This window comes from Parabacteroides sp. AT13, assembly GCF_002272965.1.
In the GTDB taxonomy this organism is placed as follows: domain Bacteria; phylum Bacteroidota; class Bacteroidia; order Bacteroidales; family Tannerellaceae; genus Parabacteroides; species Parabacteroides distasonis.
On the sequence record NZ_NQMH01000002.1, the window covers coordinates 838346 to 859498 of the forward strand.

Genomic DNA, 21153 nt, shown 5'->3' on the forward strand with positions numbered 1-21153 from the left:
TATGGAAAGAATCGTTAATCATCCTATTTTAACAATTCCACAAGAGGGAGAACACACTTTTTTATTCAATGGCAAACCCGTAACGGGAATGAAGGGTTTTACCATCGCCGCCGCCTTACATCAGGCCGGCTATCCAGTACACAGTCATAGCGTAAATGGCCGCAATCGTTCGCTGAATTGCGGTATCGGTAAATGTGGCGCCTGCGAAATGCTGGTAGACGGAGAAGTAAAGCGTATCTGTATTACGAAAGTAGACAATGTAAAGGAAGTATCGGAAATAACAGTACAGAATTATACGACAGATTCCCAAATAGAACCCAGAGAAGAACCGGTAGAGATCTATCGAACAGATGTGGCCATCATTGGTGCCGGCCCCGCTGGATTAGCTTGTAGGGAAACCTTAAAAGAACTAGGCTTGAACAGCATCGTAATCGATAGCAATGATAAGATCGGCGGTCAATTTTTGATGCAAACCCATGCATTTTTCTTTTTCGAGAAAGAGCGGCGCTTTGGGGGTATGCGTGGTTTCGATATCGCGAAAACTTTAGCCGGAGACGACCACTCTGGTATTTTCTTACATTCTACGGTCTGGGATATCCTACAAAATAAGCGTATCGCCGTAAAAGACATGCTTAACCATAAAAATTTCTATGTAGAAGCTCAAGCCTTGATAGTCGCTACCGGTGCGGTTCCTTTTATGCCGACCTTCGAGAATGATGATGTGCCCGGAGTTTATACAGCGGCAGTCGTACAGAAAATGATGAACGCTGAATTCACGTTACTCGGCAAAAACATATTGACAGTAGGCGCCGGTAATATAGGTTACCTAACGTCCTACCAATTGATGCAAGCCGGAGCGAAAGTCAAGGCTATTTTAGAGGCGATGCCCCATGAAGGTGGATTTCCGGTACAAGCGAATCGAATTCGCCGCCTTGGCATACCTATTTATACCTCTCATATGCTTTTGAAAGCCATTCCAAACCTGGATCGGACAGGTATCACCGGCGCGGTTGTCTGCGAATGCGAGAACTTCAAGCCAATCCCGGGAACAGAGAAAGTGATCGATGGTATTGATGTCATTAATATATGTACAGGATTGATTCCCGACAACCAATTGCTAACCAAAGGCCAATATACATTTGGAAAACGTTGTGCCGGCGTAGGTGATGCCGTACGGATCGGAGAAGGTACTACCGCCGTACTAAGAGGAAAGCAAGCCGCTTATGAGATCGCCCAAGAGCTAGGCGTACGTTTCAACTACAACGATTACTTACAAATATCTAAGGAATACATCGACTCCCAGCAACATCCGATCCGCATCAAGGAAGAGTCCCCAAGGCCCACTCCCGAGCGTCAAGCCCAACGCCCTTTCGTTCGCTTGGATTGCTTATACGGTTTCGCTTGTAACCCTTGCTCTTTCGCTTGTCCTCAAAAGGCAATCACCAAAAGCTCCACCAGCGTAACGCCCGAGATCGATTACGAAAAATGTACCGGCTGTATGCAATGCGTATCCCATTGTCCGGGGCTGGCTATTTTCGGCTACGATACCCGGAAGCAAAACTTATTCTTACCGGTAGAATACGAGGTAGAAGTAGGTGCCGAGGTGTGGCTTGTCGATGATAACGGGAAGAAACAAGGCGAAGGTATCATTGAGAAAGTATTAAAGAAGCCGACAAAAACAAACGTGGCCCGTGTGAAAGCGGCAGGAATGGAAAACGATGCCTTATTGAATATCACAGGATTCATCGTAAAAGAAAACTATCCGGAGGAGATCGACTTCAAGCAAGAGCCGGAGTGTGAGTCGGAGACCTATGTTTGCCATTGCGAGGACGTATCTTTGGACGAGCTACTTTCCGCCATTGGGGATCGTAAATATATCTCCGTCGACGAGGTAAAACATATCACCCGCCTAGGAATGGGGCCATGCCGTGGAAAACGCTGCATACCCCGCCTACGCATGAAACTAAGGGAAAAAGGTATCGAACTGGTAGGCGACGCTACCCCCCGTGCTCCCCTATCTACTCGCTTCGTCCTAGGGGAAATGTATCCACAGCGTCAGATAGCGGATACCTATAAAGTAGATTCTGGAAAGCAGGTTCGTAAGACGGAAGTCTTAATCGCCGGCGGAGGTATAGGTGGTAGCGCATTGTTCCGTTATTTTGCGGAAGCCGGTAAAAAGACCGTGCTTATTAATGCGGATCGAGGATCATCATGGCGTAATATCGGTGGTGGTCGTCCAGCGTTCTCGATCCCCGAATTAGCGGAGATCGCCCGTAATAACCAAACGATATTCGAGGAGACACAAAAAGAATACGATATCCATTACCGTGAGATACGCTATATCACGTTCGCCCACGACGAGGCTACCTACAATGATCTGGAACGTTCCTGCGGTTGGTCCAACGCTTATTTGATCGACAAGAAAGACTTTCAGAAAGAGGTATCCCCCTACTTCAACACGAACCAAAACACCTATTTCGCCGCACAAATCTCCCAGCATTGTTGGCAAGCTACCCCGGGGCGTGTGATAGACTTTATACGAAACAAAGGCAAAGAGCGGCAAGGTGAGGTTTGGGAAGACACACACCTAGTGGAAGTACACAAAAACGGTAGAAAATATCACGTCTTATTATATACGCATGATAAGCGATACATCGAATGCGAATGCGATCATTTCGTGAACGCCCTCGGTTATAGCGCCGAGCGTTTCGCCCGCATGCTAGGCCTTTACACCGGCCTCTATCCGGTCAAGCACCAAGCGTTGATTACCCATCGCCTACCGAATCTGGGTAAAAACGGGGATATCCTCGATATGTTGATAGACCGCCGGAAACGTAACGACTTCTCCGCTGTCTACGGTCAGCAATTCGCCGAGACCGGACAGATTATCGCTTGCGCCTCCCCCGCTGTCGACGCTAAAGCGGAGATCAGCAACTTTGATGAGTTGAAGTTTAATACCCGTCGTTTCATGGAGATCATCTCCGAGGTGTTCTGCGATTGGATTCCATCGTTAGCCACAGTACCCGTACAAGCCACATGGTCCGGTTATTATGTAGAGCCTCGCTACATTATCGATCCGGATAACGGACTATTCGTAGGTTTGCAAGGTCACGGCTTCATGCTCGCTCAATACTTGGCTAAACTATACGTAGATAAAGCGTTAGGCCGTACCGTTCCGGATTATATGGAGCGATTGAGGCTCGATGGAGACGGAATTAGTGAGAAAGCTTTCAAATAAACTATAAATAAAATAAAGCCTCCTCTACCACAATTGGTAAGGGGAGGTTTTGATAAAACCAATCTTTTCTATTTTCGTTATTCTATATCCATAAATAGTAATCATATGAATATAGAAACAACAGACAACTCTCCTTTGCTACAGGAATGTATAGAAGAATTGATCAATAGTAAAATCGATGAGGGGAAAGGAAGAACCGCTGGGAATTATCGAAGCGCATGGAATAAATTATCCACCTTTTTAGGTCCGAGGGTAATGGAATTTATATTTGCCGACTTAACGACCGATTTTCTTCATCACTATCTTTTATGGTTGATGCAAGGGGAAGACGGGAAACAGGCTCCCTTGAAACCGGGTAGTTTGGACTTCTACATTCGTAATCTAAAGACAATGTACAACAAGATCGCCCAAGATAAACAAATGGATGTTCCGAGAGAAAGCCCGTTCTCTGGCCTGCAGATAAAGGTCCCACCCACCCGGAAAAGGGCTTTGCCAAGTCTCGACCTACAAAATCTGGCGACTCTTGAGCGGCCCAAAAACCCATACGCCTGTACGGCCCTTCACTTGGCTCTTTTCTTATTTTACGCTAGAGGTATGTGCTTCGTGGATGTCTTTAATCTGCGCACAGCAATATAAACGATGATTATATCCACTACGTACGTAGCAAGACTGGCGTAGCGATGCAAGTAAAGATCACCCCCGAGATAAAGAACATCATATTCTCTTATCGGCGTTTCAATAACCCGTGGATATTCCCTTTCTTACACGAGAAAATCAGCGGAGAGGGAGAAGTCACGGCTCAGTCCGCGCTTCGGAGAGTGAACCGCCACTTAAAGAAAATGGGAGAGCAATTACACTTCGAACAGCCATTCACTACCTATGTGATGCGGCATAGCTGGGCTTCCATGATGCTGGAGGCGAATTCGGAAATCGGCATTATCAGCCAATCCTTAGGACATATGTCCCTACGGACTATCGAGATCTATCTTGGCCGGATATCAGTATCTAAAATAGACAGGGCCTCCGATAATATGTTGAACAATTTGGTTCGCAGCTCTTCCACCCGACAAAGAAGTAAAAATAAGGTGATGGCTTTAAGAGACAATCGGCAAGAAATACAAGAAGCTCATTTCCTCGATTGCCTCTAAGTTATTCTCATTTATTTAAGATAGTTCATGCAGGAATGCCAAAGGGTAGATTCGTCAAGGCATTCCTGCACAGCCCTTAGAATGGATACTATTTCTCTTCACCAAAATTAACGGTATTCTCAACATTGTCCACATCATCAAAGACAGCCACGTTGCCGTTTGTTATCGTTACACGGAGGTCGGCACTATTAGGGCCGGCGATATTCACCGTCAGCTTATAATGATAATCTTGATAGATATTGTAATCGGTCACCAAGTCACCCCAAGATAGAATTTATACTATTTATCCGTCATTCTGAGAGTTGTCTCTTTCTGCGTAAGAAAGAGACATTTTTTTTCTCCATACTTCTTTATTCTCAATCACTTCTGTTTTTCGATTCATTTTACATTATCGTTTATTTTACCGTTTGTCTCTTTACATCTCACTACTCATTTAACATTTAGGACTTACTGTCCGAAACGGCACGCACGAGGTAGCACGATTCCCGACGGGGGAACCGTGTAAAGATCCATACATGCAAACTTCATATTGTTACATGACGTTGAATTGATAAGGACTAGGAAATACGAAGGCGCAGACATCTTGCCGTTATGTCCGTGCCTTTATGATTGACTAAACCGTGATCGCAATATTACGATCCGTGGTTTAAATGTCTAATTGTTTCGATTTTGTCTATATTCATTAGGTGTAACCCCAACCATTTTCTTGAACCAACGGCTGAAATGTTGCGGATATGGAAATCCCAATTCGTAGGATATCTCGCTGATGGATTTGGTGACATCGAATACACGCTCTTTCGCTATATCGAGCATCTTCTGCTGGATATGTTTCAACGCAGAAACACCGGTTTCCTTTTTCAGAAGGTCGCTTAGATAGTTAGCCGACAGGCAAAGCTTGTCGGCACAATACTGCACGGTGGGCGTACCTTTACTTATGGGAAGATTGGACGCAAGATAATCATCCAGCGTTTGCTCAAATCGGGCTAAGATGTCAAGATTCACATTCTCCCGCGTTTCGAATTGACGGTCATAGAACCGCTCACAATAATCAAGTAGGAGTTTTATATTGTCTGTAATCAGTGATTTCGTATGCTTGTCTATGGGATGGAGCAATTCTTCTCTGATTTTGCACATGCAGTCAATAATGGTTCGCCTTTCCTGTTCAGACAAGTGGAGTGCTTCATTGGCGGAATAGGAGAAGAAACTATAGTTTTTGATGAATTGGGCTAACGGAGTGTTACGTACCAGTTCGGGATGAAAAGCGAGCAGCCATCCACCGGGTTGATGCAACTGACCGTCATCGTCAGACCCCATGACCTGCCCCGGAGCGAGAAAAAGCATCGTGCCTTGCTGATAGTCATAGATGCTACGACCATATTTGAGAGTACCACAGTCCGGGTCTTTCATCAAGATAGCATACAAATTATAGAGTTTCGGACAGAAATGTACCGGATTAGCCTCTCGCGCATCGATGACCGTAACCAGCGGATGCAACGTTTCCATACCGAAATAATCGTTGTATTGCTGCACAGTGTCTATTCTCTTTATCTCATTCATCTTCAATTGTATTTGGCTTCGATTGCAAAGATAACCTTTTCTTTCATACGTTTCTCACCGTCCGATGAAATTGGTTATTATATCTGTGGAATTGATACAGTCTACACCCCAAATAACCGCTATTTTTTCCCAAAAAACTTTTAAATAATAATTATATGGGAACAAGAAAAATTATCTGTATGGGAAGCTTATTCTTCTTGTCTGTAGCCATTCCCTACGAAAGGCAGACAAGTATTAGGGGTGGCTGTTCCCGGACCATTTGATCAAACTGAAATTGAAAAGCGAGAAGATGTGTTGGTATATACAACACCTGTACTCCACACAGCCGTAGGAGTGACAGGAATGGTGGAATTAAAGTTGTATGTATCTTTCAAGCAATTACAGGAAAGTCGACGAAGCTAGCTTACTTTAAAACAATGGATGTAAATGGAAAAAATTCATAACTATGAATGAAGAAAAACATAGTTATGAATTGAAAATTTCATAGTTATGATTTTTCAGTATCAAAATAGGCAAGTAATTCTTCTATCGTTTGGGTGATATAGGTACCGCCGGAAGTCTCATGGATGATAAAGTGGGTGGTCTTTAAATCGCCAGTCTCAATCCAAATATTCGATTCCACTTCCCGATTCGCCAAAATTCCGTTTCGCTGGAGCCCTTTACGCACCATAGCGTATTTCTGTCCATGTCCAACGAGGCGAATCTGTCGAGAGAATTGATTATCTATACGGAATAATCCGGTATCCTTATCGAAAACAATCCCTTTCCGGGCGAAAAAGTTGCTTAGATGACCACTCAATGCCAAATCCTCGGGAGTACCGGTAGAGATACCATTCGCTTTGTCCATTAACCAGATCTTATCCGATATCTGAAGAGCCAGCTCCAAATCGTGAGTGGACATAAATATCGTCTTATTCGTTTTCCGGGTTAGATGATGGAGTAATTGCATAATCTCTACCTTGCTGGGGAAATCAAGGAATGCGGTAGGTTCATCCAAGTAAATAACCGGAGTCTCCTGAGCGAGCGCCTTAGCGATCATCACTTTCTGGCGTTCTCCATCCGATAAGGTATGGACCATGCGGGATGCTAGTTCCTCAATGCGGACAAGGGCGATGGATTCTTCCACGATCCGCTTATCATCCTTGCTCAACTTACCCCAGAAGCCGGTATACGGGCTACGTCCCATCCCGACCAATTCCCGTACCAACATATTCCGGATCTCACATTTATCGGTCAGCACGACACCGATCGTGGTGCTCAATTCCTTATCGGAATAAGTATCTATATCTTTTCCTAGGACCAATATTTCCCCATCTAATTTAGGTTGGAAAGCCGATAACGTGCGCAATAAAGTAGACTTCCCCACCCCGTTAGCACCCAGCAAACAGGTTAATTCACCACTATAGATCGTAGAGTGTATACCTTTAGCTACCAGCTTTGTACTACTCTTAGAATGGTAACCGATCGAAAGTCCGTTAATATGAATCGTATCTTGTTTCATCTTACTCGTTCAATTCATTCTTACGTTTTCTAAATAATACTGAGGCCACTACTGGAGCACCTACTAAAGCGGTTACCGAGTTGACAGGTAACGCTCCCTCGAACCCCGGCATACGGGCGATCAAATTACAGATCAACGCCAACGCCGCACCGGCGAATAAGACCGCAGGCATTAAAATCCGATGGTCGGAAGTTTGAAATATGGCCCGGCATAAATGCGGAACGGCTAGCCCCAAGAAGATAATAGGTCCGCAATAAGCAGTGACAATCGCCGTAAGGACCCCAGCCGAGGTGATAACCAACAAACGGGCCCGCTTGATATTAAGTCCCAAATTGCGTGCGTAGCTATCCCCAAGAAGCATCAAGTTCATGGTCTTGATAAGCAGGAACGAGAGAGGGATCAAGATTGTCATAAGAATCACGAACAACGTCATCTGATTACCGGAAACACGGGCGAAACTACCCAATCCCCAAATCACGTATGCACGGATATCCTCCTCGACGCTAAAGAATTTAAGTACACCGATCACGGCGTTTGCCACGTAACCGATCATCACACCGATAATCAACAACGTGACATTTCCTTTTACCTTTTGGGAAACATACACGATCAGCGCCATCACGGATAAGGAACCGATCACGGCCGCTATCGATAAGGCGATCTCCCCCATAAAACCAAGTTTACTCAAGGCAACGCCCCCTAAACTACCGCTTAACAACACCACGAAAGCGACACCCATGCTCGCTCCCGAACTGATACCTAAGACCGAAGGTCCGGCCAATGGATTACGGAAAACGGTTTGCATCTGTAAGCCGCTGATGGATAAGCCAGCTCCCGCTACCAACGCTGTCAATGCCTGTGGTAGTCGGGATTTCCAGATAATATTCTGCCATGTAATAGGCTCATTTCCTAAATTCCAGATAATATGCCAAACCGATTGAAGAGGAATAGAGACTGACCCCAACACCAAATTCAAAAAGATTAGAACAAAAATAGCCGTGACAATCGCCAGCATCCATAGGGTATTTGAATGTCTCATCAGTGTTCCTTATTTAAGTCGAGAATAATAGACCGACTCATGATCCGGTAATAAATCCGGATGAAAGATATGAAGCAAATCCGCTAGGACGATCTCCGGTTCTGTCGGCATACTCTCATAAAACGGCGTGTTCTTCATATTACAATAGATAATTCCTTTCTCCCGGAACGCACGGAAATCCTCATAACGAGGATCTTGCTCTTTCAATGCCTCATAGCTGAACGTTCCCGGGAAACTATTCACGATACGCCAATAATCAGCGTCGTCCGCTTGGTTATAGACCGTCTCGAAGTCTAATGTAACACCACCGGATCGCTCATCATCTTTCAAGAAATAATCAGCGCCGGCATCCTTGAAAAGTTGCGCTAAGAAGCTCTTTCCTCCTACGGCATACCAGTTTCCACCCCGTAACTCGCCACTAAAAACGATCGGACGTTTTTTAACCTTACCATCCGCCGTAAGTTCCTTTAATTCATTATACCTCTTCTCGATGGTGGCGAAACGCTCATTGCCATCTTTCTCTATCCCCAACAGCAAGCCTACGAACTTGATCCACTCGGCCTGTCCCAATGGCGTAGTCTCCTTATAACCCAAATGGGGAATCAAGGGAATACCCACGTCTTTCAGCATCTCATAGCCTCCCCGCTTGAATGGCGATACAAGGATCAAATCAGGATTCACGCTCATGATAACCTCGTTATCGAAATTCCCCTCGATACCGATCTTAGCGGTTTTACCTTCTTTCAGGCGTTCGTTCATCTCTTTATTGAACAAATGCCGTGTACTGGTAATCCCAACGACCCTATCCAAGGCACCCAATTTAATAAAGTTCGATAATTGCAGGGAAGTCATACAGATAACGCTTCGGATAGGAAGCTCTATCACCGTATAATCAGCGGGAATCCCCGTGGGTTTCGCACCTCTTTTCACGAACGCATAATGAAACGTGGTGCTTTCCTCATTTTGAGGATCTTGGATATCAGCCAAGAGATATTGATCCGCATAGGTAAGCTTGAATCCTTGGGCGTATAAAGGCTTAACCTGCTCTTGCGAGAACGCAGATTGCTCTACGGAAGCCGTCTTCCCTATTTCTCCTTTTTCACGGATACCTGAAGTACATGATAAAGTCAATACCGATAAAAGCAAGCATCCACCCGCTATAAACTTATTCATAATCCTTGTTTAATTGACAGTTGATCATTGACAGTTACTCTCGTCCTGCTCCACGGGACAGCAACATTTATTTATGAACCGGCAGGTCTTCTGACTTACTTCCATTCAGGACGCCTTCCCGATTACAAAACCAGTGGCCAAGGTATTGTCCGAATGTTTAAAAGTTCACAGCAGCGTGGTCTGTCCGGGATTCTCACCCGGTTCCCTTTTAATCCGCCTCCCGGAAAAAGAGATAAGCGGAGCCTGTTACAGTGACAAAAGTAGTAAGAATATTTGTATACATCCACAATTTTAAGGACTTTTGCGTTTCAAATAAAAACAGATACACATGAATCATCCTATTCACTTCGTCTCATTAGGTCCCGGTGATCCGGAATTAATTACGCTGAAAGGGCTTAAAACATTACAAAAGGCTGATATTATCTATTGTCCTGCTACACAAGGCAAGCATGGAATCATATCTCGGGCGACGGATATATTGAAAGCTATTGAGGTAGACGAATCCTTGATCCATCCGTTTATTTTGCCAATGAGTAAGGAACGGACAGATGCGTTAAACGCTTATAACGAATTGTTTCTGGATGCCCAAGCTGAATATTTGAAAGGGAAACAAATCGTGATCGTCGCCGAGGGAGACGCTGGTTTTTATTCATCTATACAATATGTATACGATAAATTCGAGGAAACAGGAATCCCGGTAGATCGAATCGCAGGAATTCCGGCATTTATAGCGGCAGGTGCCTTGGCCGGGATACATATCGTAAAACAAGAGGAGCAAATTAACGTAATCCCCGGGACTGCGTCGTTCGATGAACTTTCGGCAAAAATAGAAAATGGAATGATCATCGTCATCATGAAATTACCGGGTTGCCAAGAGGCTATTCATACTTGTATCCGGCAGTATGCGGATAAGGCGGTTTTTCATTATTTCGAGAATGTAGGAACAAGAAAAGAATATTATACTACTGATATCGCCACTATACATTCCAAGGATTTCCCCTATTTCTCCCTACTGATTATCCAACCTCGCTAAAAGAAGAAGGCTGCCCGGAGAGTAACCAAACCCGGACAGCCCATCTTATTACGCTACATGCAATATATGCTTAAGCTGATCGATATGGAAACGAAGTGTATCCATATAAGGTTTCACTGAATTATGGTACATGACCGCTTTTGCGTGCATATCTTCCAACTCGCTTACTTTACGGTTCGCCTCACGCATTTTACAAGCGTTGTAGCGAATACCCGATACATGTCCTTTGATATCCTCGATCGCTTGGTTTCCCCGGTTGAAGATAGACTCTGCTTCTTCCGGAGCGTATACCGTATAGGCTTGGGCAACGTCATCCAGTAACGCCTGTTGATAAGAGCCGGCTATCGGGAGCAATTGATGGATCGCATGATGACATAAAGAATGAACCTCGTTTTGAAGCTTCTTCAATTCTACTTCCCACTTTGATTCACATACTTCATCCAATTGTTTGACTTCCGCTACGACACGACCGCTAAACAATTCCACTACCATCTTTTCCCATGCTTCTGCTACCCACGATTTAGTAGCAAATGTAACCTGACTAAATCTTACTGTTGACATAACCTTAAATTTACATATTATATTGCTAATGTTATTAGTCTCTTATCTGTTTCAATTTATCACACTCAAACCATTTTAGGTTTCTTTTTATCGTTGTGACATCACAAAATTAATCAAATTATTACAGATGAATAATTTTAAAGACTATTTTATAATTCTTTAAAAGTACAACAAGCAAAACGTATGATTTTTGCAAAGCTCACTTTACAAAAAGTTTAATTTCAAGCCTGACAGCTATCACAAAAAGCAAGATCCTCGCCATCTTCGCACAAAAATATCAAAATAACACAATCTTATTATTCCATAAAGGGGGAAAACCTTGTTCCGTATCATTTTGTTATTATAATAAATTAGATTTACTTTGTTCAAACTATATAAACTTACATAAAGCACATGAAATCGGACATTGAGATAGCAAGAGAAACAGACTTGCGTAAAATTAAGGAAGTTGCGACAACGTTAGGTATCCCTCGTGAGGAAGTACAAAATTATGGCAGGTATATTGCCAAGGTTCCTATCCATTTGATCGATAAAAAGCAAATGGACCAGCATAATTTAATTTTAGTGACCGCTATCACTCCCACTAAAGCGGGAATCGGAAAGACTACGGTTTCGATCGGTCTGGCTTTAGGGCTGAATAAAATAGGGAAGAAAGCGGTGGTCGCTTTACGTGAGCCGTCTCTTGGCCCGTGTTTCGGCATGAAAGGTGGTGCTGCCGGAGGTGGATATGCCCAAGTGCTTCCCATGGAAAACATCAACTTGCATTTTACAGGGGATTTTCATGCGGTTACTTCCGCCCACAATATGATTACCGCTTTATTGGATAACTATATTTATCAGACCCGCAACACCTGCGAGGGATTGAAGGAGATCAAATGGAAACGGGTTCTTGACGTAAACGACCGTAGCTTACGTAACATCGTATCGGGTCTAGGCGGCTCGGCGAACGGTGTCCCTACCGAGACCGGATTTGACATCACTCCCGCTTCAGAGATCATGGCGATCCTTTGCTTGGCTACGGATATAGAGGATTTGAAACGACGTGTCGGAAATATTTTATTGGGTTATACAAACGAAGATAAGCCTTTCACGGTAAATGATCTTGGCATAGCCGGAGCTATTACCGTATTGCTAAAAGACGCATTACTGCCGAACCTTGTACAAACAACGGAGAATACTCCCGCATTTGTACATGGAGGTCCTTTCGCTAATATCGCCCATGGATGTAATTCCATATCGGCCACCCAAATGGCTCTTACTTATGGAGATTATGTGATTACGGAGGCTGGTTTCGGCGCTGATCTGGGCGCAGAGAAATTCTTTAATATCAAATGTAGAAAAGCGGGGCTTTCACCGAAACTGACAGTCATCGTAGCGACTGCCCAGAGCTTGAAACTTCATGGTGGCGTTCCGGAGAAAGAAATCAAGGAACCGAATATCGAAGGATTAAAGAACGGATTCGCTAACTTAGATAAACACATTGAGAATATGAAGAGCTTCGGCCAGCAAGTAATCGTTACTTTCAACCGTTTCGCTACCGATACGGACGAGGAGATTGCGTTAGTGGCTGAGCATTGCGAGGAGAAAGGGGTTGGATTCGCCATGAATAACGTTTTCGCCGAAGGCGGTGAAGGGGGTACGGAGCTTGCCCGCTTAGTGGTTGATACGATCGAAAATCATCCTTCCGCTCCTTTACAATATACATATGATCTGAATGATCCGATCCGTACGAAGGTACAAAAAGTGGCCCAGAAGATATACGGAGCTTCTTCGATTGTTTATACGACTTTGGCCGATAAAAAATTGCGTCAGATCGAAAGCTTGGGTATTTCCCATTATCCGATCTGTATCGCCAAGACTCAATATTCATTCTCTTCCGATCCGAAAGCTTATGGGGTCGCCAAAGATTTCGAACTAAAAGTACGAGATGTAATCATCAATAACGGAGCCGAGATGATCGTTGTCGTCATGGGCGAGATCATGCGTATGCCGGGACTCCCGAAAGAGCCGCAAGCCCGAAAGATCGATATCGTGGATGGCATGATTGAGGGATTGAGTTAATAGACAGTAAAACGATTCAAATAAAAAAGGTGCGCCTCACACATTCAGTAAGGCGCACCTTACTTTTGCTTATTTATGAATAAACTTTATAGAACCTCTAGCTGTATTTAGCAAATAGATTCCTGCTGGCAAGCGAGAGATGTCAATACGATTCGACTTACTCTCTGCCATTTTCCCTCCAGTTATCGCATAAATAGAAATCCCGCTTTCCGTTCCTTGTACTTCCAACACATCTCCATAAATATGAAGTTTCAGTTCGTTCTCCTCTACTACAGGAGCGATAGAGGTTGTTCCATTGAAATAGTCATGTGTCTTTCCTGAATATTCCCAGCTTGTCTCAGCGGGGAAATACATTTTCTGATAATTTTTCGAAATCATCGGGTTTCCCGCGTCCACGATCTCCGTCTTGCTTTCTGACATAAGCATCCAACTACCACCGAAATCAATGGAAGACGAGGTTTTCGTGACATTCTTATCGTAAGACCACTCCATTTTCATCTTGAACGTCTCTCCCTCAGCCGTACCTGTCATGAGTATCGAGACCGGATATTTATCTTTGTTGAAAGTGGCTTCTATATCCACTTTCGCCTCGGCTTTCCATGCGCCTCCCTCAAAGCTGGAGGAAGTGACGGAGAACTTCTCATAGCCATTTCCGGTATAAGTGTATTCTGTTTTCTCGCCTGCCACGTCGGCTGCCGAATAAGAGATAGCGACCAAAGTGCGTCCTTGGTTATCATTCTCCATCACGGTCTTGCCATCATATACCCAATCAGACGAACTTGAGTTCCATTTATAACTGTCTATACGAACCACGCTTTTATTACCATCGCATATATAAACATCTTTCTGTTCCTGCGCATCGTTCTTGTCATAGGTAATACTATAGTCCGGACATCTTCCAAACAAATACCCCGGAAGAGAGAATGATTGCGCCATCAATGAAGAAATACCTACTAAACAGGCTACCAATGTAAATAATACTCGTTTCATATTCTTGATTTTTTACGATTAAACTTAAAAACTATAACCTTTCTCCGCAATTCCCGCAAAATGTAGCGGTCGGAGCTAATTGCATTCCGCATTGAGGGCAAAAGCGGCTTTCCGGCGTTGAGACCTGTCCCGGTATCTGCGGTCGCAAAGGATCTTATGCTGCGGAAGTAGCGGTGGGATTCGGTTGCGGCATCTCGTTACCTTTCTTGAAAAGCTCCTTGAACTTACCGGACAAGCCGCTCAACTTACCATACAGATCGAAAGTAACTTGCGTGGCGGGAGCTACTTGCATATAGCTGCTCATCATTTTCACCAAGATCCAGCTATCAATAAAGGCATACTTTACTGTATAGGCGAACAACAATGAAATAATGAAAGCCATGAAACCGCTCCAGCCGAACAAGCGGAACAATCCACCGAAGAGGATAAACGCAATCAACGTAACCACCACGAACGATAAGATGACCATCCCCGTTGTCTTCGCCGCATCCTTGAGCAACGTCTTCCACGTTCTGAAAATAGATAATGACACCATCTGCCGCCGATTTATAAGGGTTTTGAGCCGGATGGTAAAAGGTGTAACCTAAGCAGCACTCGTCCACATACCCCAACGAGATATCGAGAAACATGTTGGTGAGGCTCTTTATCCCGTCAGCTCCGGGGAGCGCCCCGAGCAAACTGTCCGTAACACGTCCCAACGTACGTTGTAACTGTTTAATGGAACCCGCCACAAGTTTATCCAAGGCAAAATACACGTTGGATGTACCGAAACGTTCCTTTACCATCGTCTTTCCCATCTCGAAGGGTTTGGCAGGTACATAGCCGGTTTGATACGCCATCGCGATCACGGCCACATGCCCGGCTTTTACGAGATAACCGATGTAGTGATTCAAGAAGAAATTCACTACCCCTATAAGTCCCAACCAGATGAAAAACATGATCGCTACCACTCCGTCGCTATTGAACAGGACCGATATGCCCATCAAGATAGCGAAGAGCAGCACGGCTATCAATATATTCAGCAATCCTAATCCTAGTTTTATCCAACCGAATTGCAGGGTCTTGAAGAAAATCTCTTTTGCTGTCATAAAGTATACATTTATGGGTTATTATGCTATTTCAACAGACGGTATTTACCGATGATAGGTAATTCCTTAGCTCGCCCGTTCAGCGCGTTAATGATACCGATGACTGCCAGTACCGTAAACACGATGTAAACGAGGTTCAATACCGTACCGCAAAGAGAGTAGATGCTCCATAAGCCCAATCCCCTCCATAGGATCGCCCGCAAGAGGGCGGTCAGAACGGAGTCCGCTATGATCCAGCCAAACATGGCGATGCATAAAAGCAAGCCTTGGTTGGCATGGAACCGGGCGAATTTCGAGTCCTTGGCCGCAAGGATCGGGATCAATACCAGAATCCCGAAATAAGCAAGGATAGCCATTACCTTATTTTGCTCTACATCGGCTTTATCGAACTGGTCGGTCAGGTCCGCGGTCTTGTTCATACCACTTAATTTGTCGCTCAAGGCATCGGCCGTGGCGGTAGCCTTAGCCATTGATTCCGCATCGGTCGGTTGTACCGGCGGAGGTGTCTGTTGCCTGTTCGGTTCGGCGGCAACTATTTGCATAGGTGATCCGCAGGCCGGGCAAAATCTCACGCCTTCATTCACTTGTTGTCCACATTTTCCACAGAATGCCATAATTTGTTTCCTCCTAATTTTAGTATTGTTATTATTTGAGTAGATCTCCGAAAGCTTCCATCAAGCTGTCTATCTCGCTACCGAACAGCATCCGTACGGCGAAGAACATCAGCAACGACAAGACCGAACCGATTATCATCATGATCAGCATCGCACGGGCGAAGTTCGCCTTGTTCACCTTCTGGCAGCCTCCGCAGGCCCAGATAATGAGTAGGATGAGATTGATCAACGGAAGAAGCATCAACAGGAAGATACCGATATACCCACCCGTCGTGATCGGTTCATACTTGCTTCCCGGGGGAAGCGGAGCGTTCGGATCGCCCGCCGGAGCCACGTATCCCGGTTGAGGTTGTGCGTAAGCCGGTTGCGATGGCGGGGCATAAGCCTGCTGCGGTAGTGGCTGAGGCGCAGGTTGCGGCTGCACATAGGTTTGCTGGGGCGGTGGCGGGGCTTGCGGTTGTGCCTGTACCGACATCGGCGTACCACATGAGGTACAGAATTTTATGCCATCCGGGACATTTGTCCCGCAGTTTGTACAAAAAGCCATGATTTCTCCTTTCTTTAAAGTAACTGTTATACATCATTCCATTTTTGTTCCGCAACCGCTGCAGAAACGATGCCCGGCGATAACTTCCGTGCCGCAGTTCGGGCAGAAACGTTTCGCCGCAGGCGCTTGTTGCACGGGTTGCGTCAAACGGGTTCCACACTCTTGGCAAAAGTTGGTTCCCTCCGGATTATAGGCCCCGCAATTGGGGCAGCTATGCTCCTGCTCCTCGGCTTCCCGGCGGGCACGTTCCTCGGCCTCGGCACGTTCGAGGGCGGCTTTCCGCCGCCTGCTTGTTGGCTGCGAGTAAATCTAGCTCTGCCCTTATCTCCGGATAGTTCTCGCCGCCATCCGTCTCATATACTTGCCGTCCGAGACGGGCATAGATTTTTCCCTCCCTTTCCGAGAACTCTTTCATCTCGGTCTGGGCATTGAATATCTTCACGTCGGGATCATCCTGCAGCATGAATCCGGACAAGCCTTTTACGATTCCTGTTAAAATATCTCCCATACCACCTTACTCTTTCTTAGTTCCTTTCGCCTTATCCGAGAAATCTCCCATATCCAGATTCTTTATCCCGACCTTCGTGGCCAGCGCCGTCAGTTTCGTCACCTTGGCGATTATCTTGATCTTGGTGACACCTCCCACCTCGTTGTCTTCTATCGTTTTGTTCAATACGCTAACGGGTTCCTCCAAGTCTTTCATGATGGCATCCATCTCGTCCTTGGTCATCTTATCTCCTTTTTTCTCCAGCTTTTCAATGGCATCATCCAGTTTTGCCAAGGCTTTATCTACCGGCGAACCTCCGCATGCCGTCATAAGCACGAGGCTTATGATGAACATGAATGTAAATAATGTCTGTTTCATGATACGTATGTTTTTAATGGTTTACAATCCTTCTATTGAAACTAGCTCTTGGCTTGTCATCAGTTTTCCCTTCTTGTTATACATGTTTGTCTTCACAGGGCCAATGCCGTGGCCATACCAGATCTTCTGGATAGTGGTCTGCTTGATACCGATCACTTTCGATACGGTAGTGTTCTCAATCACGACGCAGTCGATACTCGTCCCGTTCACGTCGAGGGTTTCCTCGGCCACGGCCTTCACGCCCGTCACCTCCGTATTGGTCTTGATGCCGGCCAAGTTCAAGGTGATGGTATAGTCGCCGAAGGTATCGCCTACCTTGACATTGGAGGGAAGTTGGAAGGGTGTTCCGGTCACGGTTACTTGCATGCCCTCCATGATCTGTCCTACCAACGACTTGGGATCGTAGGTCACCGTGCCATTCTTCACCTCGAATGTCTGTGTCATCGGTTGCTTGAGCACCGGGTTCTTTTTATTGTCCATCACCATCATCGAGTAGGTAACGGTGCAGTTGTCCGCATCTCCCGTCACCTTTGTAGCGGTAGTCTCCGTGTAACTGTTGATCTTTCCTTTCTTGTCCTTGTCGGCGTAAGTCAGTTTCACGCCTTCCTTATGTAGGAAGAAAGGTTCTTGCGCGCTCATTCCCAATACCGTCAGCAAGGAAACGGCGATCATAACTAGAAATCTAATGTTCGTTTTCATAATCGTTGTTATTTTAAAGTGAATAATTTTTCTCTATTTCTTCTTCTGTCCGCCCAGCATCTCGAGCAAGGCCTTCATCCGTTCCTCGTCGCTCTTGCTCTTGTCGTTGACCTCTTTCAGTTGCTCCTTGATCTGCTCATTGGATTTTTGGATGGCATCGCGTGTCTCGTCCACTTTTTGGGTGTTCTCCTCGCACGATTTCCCCGTCATCATCTCCAGCAGGCCGCCGGCAGGCATCACAGTCATTTGATACCCTTCGGGCACTTGGAAGAGGTGCGCCGGTTGCGGCCCCATCTTGACGCAGCGAAGCACGATGGTCCTGTCCATCACATACACCGTATTGTCGTGGGCGATGCAGCCGTTGTAGTTCGATACCTTCATGGGCGAGTAAATCCATTCGTGATAGCCGGCGCCATCCTTGCCGCCATCCTTGTAGATCGATTCGCTCTTGACATAGTAGTGGGCACACTCCTTACCGTCTATCTCCTCCATGCCCAAAAACTCTCGGGAGGTAGAGTGAGACACTTCCCAGTCGTAACCCACCAGCTTATTGGTGGATAACTTGTCGATCTCCTCCATCACCATGCAGGTCTTCCGGGCCTCGTTCATCACGTAGGCTTTCTTTTCCTTCATATCGAAGATCATGATGGTCTTTTCGCCACCCCCTTTCCGGCACCACTCACCATAGAAAGAAATTTGCGCCTGCGCCGCCGTCGTTACGTACAGCGCGCATATCAATAATAAGATTAACCTTTTCATGTCCATTCCTTTTAGTGTTGTTAGTAATCATCGTCCCGGGCTAGCTTGGAAAGCGAGCCGCGTTCTCTCCCTTTGTCGGGCAGGATATCCACCCTTGTATCTACGTCCACCAGCCGGGAGAAGGCTTTCAGGTCCTCATTGCTGAGGCGTATGCAGCCCATCGTTATCCGTCCGGGTATCACTTGGGGGTTGGCGGTCCCGTGTATGCCGATGCCCGTGAAGCCGGGTGCTTTCAAGCGGAAGAAGCGGGGGCCGTATATCTCGCCGGGAGTTTCTTGCCTCGTCGAGTCTCGCGGCCAAAGGGAGGTATCTTCCACGGACTCTATCACGAAATGCCCTTCCGGTGTCCGGAAATCCCATTCCTGCTGCTTGTCGCCGTAATTGCGTCCGCAAGCGATGGGAAAAACGGCGAGCGTATCGCCTTGCGGACAAAGAACGGTTATCCGCATATCCTGTTTGGATACTATCACCCGGTTCGTGCCGTCCGCTTTTTCTTCCTGCGCCCGTAGCGTCGCCATCGGCACTCAGAGGAGTGCCAATAGCAACAACACGATCCGGCGTATATGGCAAGAGAAAATGTTCATCCCGTTCCTGTTTTAATGGTTACCTTAAATCTCACCCGGGCTTTCCGAGTCTCCGCCGCCCTCCGGGACACCTTTGGCCAAACGGTAATCGGCTATAGAAGCGTAGCTGATGTCGTCCTCCAGTACGCCGCCGTCCTCGAACGTAAGGCCGCTGAGCACGCTCTCCCGCAATTCTTTCGAGGGAGTGAATACGATCCGGACGTTCTTGATCATGCTGTTCGCCCGGAAACTGTTAATATCTTCCACGCCATCGCTCTTGAAGGTGAGGCGAAAAGTACCCAAGCCCGGTATCTTCACCGTGTGTCCCTGCTGGAGTTGTTGGGGCACGAACTTGGCCAGAAGCTCCAGCGAGGCCTCCATCTCGATGGGAGCAGTAGTGGTGTTGGCGGTGGCGGCGCACATCATCGCCTTGCCCGAGAGCGGGGTCTCGCTTTTGGGGGTCGCGTACCATTTGCCAGGTTCCTGTCTTTTCTGCGGATTCACTTTCTTAATTAACTTGTACTTTGCCATCTTGTTTTGTTTTAAATTGTTGATAATGTGATAATTGTTATTTCTCTCTATTCTCGTTGCCGGTCTTGCAGGCGTGAGGCTCTAGGTGTCGCACGTGTGAGGCAGCTGATGTCATACGTGTGACACCGTTAACGTCGCACGATGGTCTTGCTCGTCGATGACTCCCCAGCGTTCCCCTCTGGCCACCGTCGCCCGATTCGCCTTGCATTTGTGCGGGTGTTTGCTTCGTCTCGGTGTTTAATTGATTCTCCATAAGCGTATTATACTCTTCCCAGAGGATATTGAACCGCTCTTCTCAACGACGGGCATCCGCACGAGCTTCACCTGCGCCCACGATACCTCCGTCGCCCAAAGAAGGCAGAGGGCGATGGCGGGAAGGAATCCATATTTACCGTAATTGGCCATAGTCATTCTTTTTATCGTTCGTTTCTTTAATTCTTGTCACTTCATAAGGGGAAGCCGGTGTCGGGAATCGGATTCCCCGGAAGCCAGAGGGAAGGAATCCCTGCGCTTCCGGAGTCTCCGACGGGTCTACCAGAATCTATCCCCGTTTGTGTCTTGCTTTCACATAGTGCTGGAACGATTTGAAGGGAGGGAAATAAAAATCATTCCAGCATGTCAGAGAGCTATCTTGTAATAAAAGACCGCTATCTCGGAATAAGCGTAACGCTTCGTTCCGGGAGTCGGTATGAAATCAGTATGGTAGAAGCGGCGGGCGCTTTTGCTACGGATGCGCTCGTAGGTGCCGTAAAACGAGGCGTTGTAGGCGGTGGAGCAAAAGCGGACTTGCTCGATATCCTCCTCCTCGGCCAGTTCCGGGAAACGGCGGTATAACAGTTTCAAGAACATGGCCAGATAAATACATTGCCAGTTCCGGTCGTCCAGCCGGAGTACGCATATGCGGTGGGCCTCCAACGTCTCGGAGAGATCGAAATAGATCCCGTACTCGTGTCGCCATTCCGTTCGCATCCACTGTCGTTCCAGATCCTCCACGAAGGAAGGCTTCATCTGGAAGCGGCCAATGGAGAAATCGGCTCCCTTTACCCCCTTTTGCTGGTAAAGCGCCTTGACGGCTGTTGTCTCCATAAAGTCCATCAAGGCCGAGTAACGAACCAATTCGGGGAAGACAACCGCCACGGCCAACTCCGTCCGGATACCGAACTCCGGGAAGATCAAGTTCCAGACC

At 46.4% G+C, this 21153-nt stretch carries 26 protein-coding genes and 1 riboswitch; of the genes, 5 read left to right on the top strand and 21 right to left on the bottom strand.

The genetic code is table 11. The features are described from left to right. Position 1 precedes the first annotated feature (1 nt). The 3 genes from CI959_RS17895 to CI959_RS21915 all read left to right on the top strand — a co-directional run bounded on the left by CI959_RS17895 (position 2) and on the right by CI959_RS21915 (position 4386). Positions 2 to 3238: an FAD-dependent oxidoreductase gene (locus CI959_RS17895; protein ID WP_057317678.1), complete on the top strand. Its 3237-nt coding sequence runs from the start codon at positions 2 to 4 to the stop codon at positions 3236 to 3238. A gap of 105 nt (positions 3239 to 3343) precedes the next feature. Beyond that, a complete protein-coding gene (locus CI959_RS21910) occupies positions 3344 to 3874 on the top strand; it encodes a phage integrase SAM-like domain-containing protein (RefSeq protein WP_230323756.1) in 531 nt (176 codons plus the stop codon). A gap of 44 nt (positions 3875 to 3918) precedes the next feature. Next, a complete protein-coding gene (locus CI959_RS21915; protein ID WP_230323757.1) occupies positions 3919 to 4386 on the top strand; it encodes a tyrosine-type recombinase/integrase in 468 nt (155 codons plus the stop codon). Between the two features lie 88 nt (positions 4387 to 4474). Here the strand turns inward: CI959_RS21915 and CI959_RS21590 are convergent, their stop codons facing one another. From CI959_RS21590 to CI959_RS17920, 5 genes are all read right to left on the bottom strand, one after another. Beyond that, positions 4475 to 4642 carry a hypothetical protein gene (locus CI959_RS21590; protein WP_008779843.1) on the bottom strand — a complete coding sequence of 56 codons (168 nt, stop codon included), beginning with the start codon at positions 4640 to 4642 and terminating at the stop codon, positions 4475 to 4477. A gap of 398 nt (positions 4643 to 5040) precedes the next feature. Next, positions 5041 to 5943, bottom strand: coding sequence for an AraC family transcriptional regulator (locus CI959_RS17905; protein WP_005857092.1), 903 nt, complete (start codon positions 5941 to 5943; stop codon positions 5041 to 5043). Positions 5944 to 6430: 487 nt separating this feature from the next. Continuing rightward, on the bottom strand, positions 6431 to 7444 hold the full coding sequence (locus tag CI959_RS17910; protein WP_005857094.1) for an ABC transporter ATP-binding protein: 1014 nt from the start codon (positions 7442 to 7444) through the stop codon (positions 6431 to 6433). A gap of 1 nt (position 7445) precedes the next feature. Further along, the gene (locus CI959_RS17915) at positions 7446 to 8483 is read right to left on the bottom strand and encodes an iron ABC transporter permease (protein WP_005857096.1); all 1038 of its coding nucleotides are present in this window, start codon (positions 8481 to 8483) and stop codon (positions 7446 to 7448) included. A 9-nt stretch (positions 8484 to 8492) separates the two neighbouring features. Continuing rightward, on the bottom strand, positions 8493 to 9656 hold the full coding sequence (locus tag CI959_RS17920; RefSeq protein ID WP_011966284.1) for an ABC transporter substrate-binding protein: 1164 nt from the start codon (positions 9654 to 9656) through the stop codon (positions 8493 to 8495). A gap of 62 nt (positions 9657 to 9718) precedes the next feature. Beyond that, a riboswitch (cobalamin riboswitch) is annotated at positions 9719 to 9918 on the bottom strand. A 66-nt stretch (positions 9919 to 9984) separates the two neighbouring features. Here CI959_RS17920 and CI959_RS17925 point away from each other — a divergent pair. Further along, positions 9985 to 10689 carry a precorrin-2 C(20)-methyltransferase gene (locus CI959_RS17925; protein ID WP_005857099.1) on the top strand — a complete coding sequence of 235 codons (705 nt, stop codon included), beginning with the start codon at positions 9985 to 9987 and terminating at the stop codon, positions 10687 to 10689. Between the two features lie 48 nt (positions 10690 to 10737). Here CI959_RS17925 and CI959_RS17930 read toward each other — a convergent pair whose 3' ends face one another. Further along, entirely contained in the window at positions 10738 to 11250 is a 513-nt protein-coding gene (locus CI959_RS17930; RefSeq protein WP_005857102.1) for a hypothetical protein, read from the bottom strand. A 393-nt stretch (positions 11251 to 11643) separates the two neighbouring features. On the opposite strand from CI959_RS17930, the gene CI959_RS17935 reads away from it, so the two are divergent. Further along, on the top strand, positions 11644 to 13311 hold the full coding sequence (locus tag CI959_RS17935; RefSeq protein WP_005857104.1) for a formate--tetrahydrofolate ligase: 1668 nt from the start codon (positions 11644 to 11646) through the stop codon (positions 13309 to 13311). Between the two features lie 69 nt (positions 13312 to 13380). Here the strand turns inward: CI959_RS17935 and CI959_RS17940 are convergent, their stop codons facing one another. The 15 genes from CI959_RS17940 to CI959_RS17995 all read right to left on the bottom strand — a co-directional run bounded on the left by CI959_RS17940 (position 13381) and on the right by CI959_RS17995 (position 21143). Beyond that, positions 13381 to 14301 (bottom strand): hypothetical protein, encoded by a 921-nt coding sequence (locus CI959_RS17940; RefSeq protein ID WP_005857106.1) that lies wholly within the window; start codon positions 14299 to 14301, stop codon positions 13381 to 13383. A 31-nt stretch (positions 14302 to 14332) separates the two neighbouring features. After that, positions 14333 to 14386, bottom strand: coding sequence for a hypothetical protein (locus CI959_RS21920; RefSeq protein ID WP_229033850.1), 54 nt, complete (start codon positions 14384 to 14386; stop codon positions 14333 to 14335). A 69-nt stretch (positions 14387 to 14455) separates the two neighbouring features. After that, positions 14456 to 14608, bottom strand: a complete 153-nt coding sequence (locus CI959_RS21925; protein ID WP_249931820.1) for a hypothetical protein — start codon at positions 14606 to 14608, stop codon at positions 14456 to 14458. Positions 14609 to 14627: 19 nt separating this feature from the next. After that, on the bottom strand, positions 14628 to 15389 hold the full coding sequence (locus CI959_RS17945; RefSeq protein WP_011966282.1) for a hypothetical protein: 762 nt from the start codon (positions 15387 to 15389) through the stop codon (positions 14628 to 14630). Positions 15390 to 15415: 26 nt separating this feature from the next. Next, complete coding sequence (locus tag CI959_RS17950; RefSeq protein WP_005857110.1) at positions 15416 to 16003, bottom strand: DUF4870 domain-containing protein; 588 nt, start codon at positions 16001 to 16003, stop codon at positions 15416 to 15418. A 31-nt stretch (positions 16004 to 16034) separates the two neighbouring features. Next, complete coding sequence (locus tag CI959_RS17955) at positions 16035 to 16550, bottom strand: zinc-ribbon domain-containing protein (protein ID WP_005857112.1); 516 nt, start codon at positions 16548 to 16550, stop codon at positions 16035 to 16037. 33 nt (positions 16551 to 16583) lie between these two features. Then, a complete protein-coding gene (locus CI959_RS22130) occupies positions 16584 to 16859 on the bottom strand; it encodes a zinc-ribbon domain-containing protein (RefSeq protein ID WP_080598096.1) in 276 nt (91 codons plus the stop codon). Then, positions 16762 to 17058, bottom strand: coding sequence for a hypothetical protein (locus CI959_RS17965; protein ID WP_005857114.1), 297 nt, complete (start codon positions 17056 to 17058; stop codon positions 16762 to 16764). The genes CI959_RS22130 and CI959_RS17965 overlap by 98 nt, the downstream gene beginning before the upstream one ends. Before the next feature lie 6 nt (positions 17059 to 17064). After that, positions 17065 to 17415, bottom strand: coding sequence for a hypothetical protein (locus CI959_RS17970; protein ID WP_005857116.1), 351 nt, complete (start codon positions 17413 to 17415; stop codon positions 17065 to 17067). A 21-nt stretch (positions 17416 to 17436) separates the two neighbouring features. Then, a complete protein-coding gene (locus CI959_RS17975; protein ID WP_041525561.1) occupies positions 17437 to 18114 on the bottom strand; it encodes a hypothetical protein in 678 nt (225 codons plus the stop codon). 33 nt (positions 18115 to 18147) lie between these two features. Then, positions 18148 to 18873 carry a DUF4412 domain-containing protein gene (locus tag CI959_RS17980; RefSeq protein WP_057317689.1) on the bottom strand — a complete coding sequence of 242 codons (726 nt, stop codon included), beginning with the start codon at positions 18871 to 18873 and terminating at the stop codon, positions 18148 to 18150. Between the two features lie 20 nt (positions 18874 to 18893). Beyond that, positions 18894 to 19391, bottom strand: coding sequence for a L,D-transpeptidase (locus CI959_RS17985; RefSeq protein ID WP_057317690.1), 498 nt, complete (start codon positions 19389 to 19391; stop codon positions 18894 to 18896). A gap of 90 nt (positions 19392 to 19481) precedes the next feature. Further along, positions 19482 to 19967 (bottom strand): HU family DNA-binding protein, encoded by a 486-nt coding sequence (locus tag CI959_RS17990; protein WP_057317679.1) that lies wholly within the window; start codon positions 19965 to 19967, stop codon positions 19482 to 19484. Between the two features lie 237 nt (positions 19968 to 20204). Beyond that, positions 20205 to 20372, bottom strand: coding sequence for a hypothetical protein (locus CI959_RS21595; protein WP_005857127.1), 168 nt, complete (start codon positions 20370 to 20372; stop codon positions 20205 to 20207). Positions 20373 to 20585: 213 nt separating this feature from the next. Further along, complete coding sequence (locus tag CI959_RS17995; RefSeq protein WP_005857129.1) at positions 20586 to 21143, bottom strand: hypothetical protein; 558 nt, start codon at positions 21141 to 21143, stop codon at positions 20586 to 20588. Between the last annotated feature and the right edge of the window lie 10 nt (positions 21144 to 21153).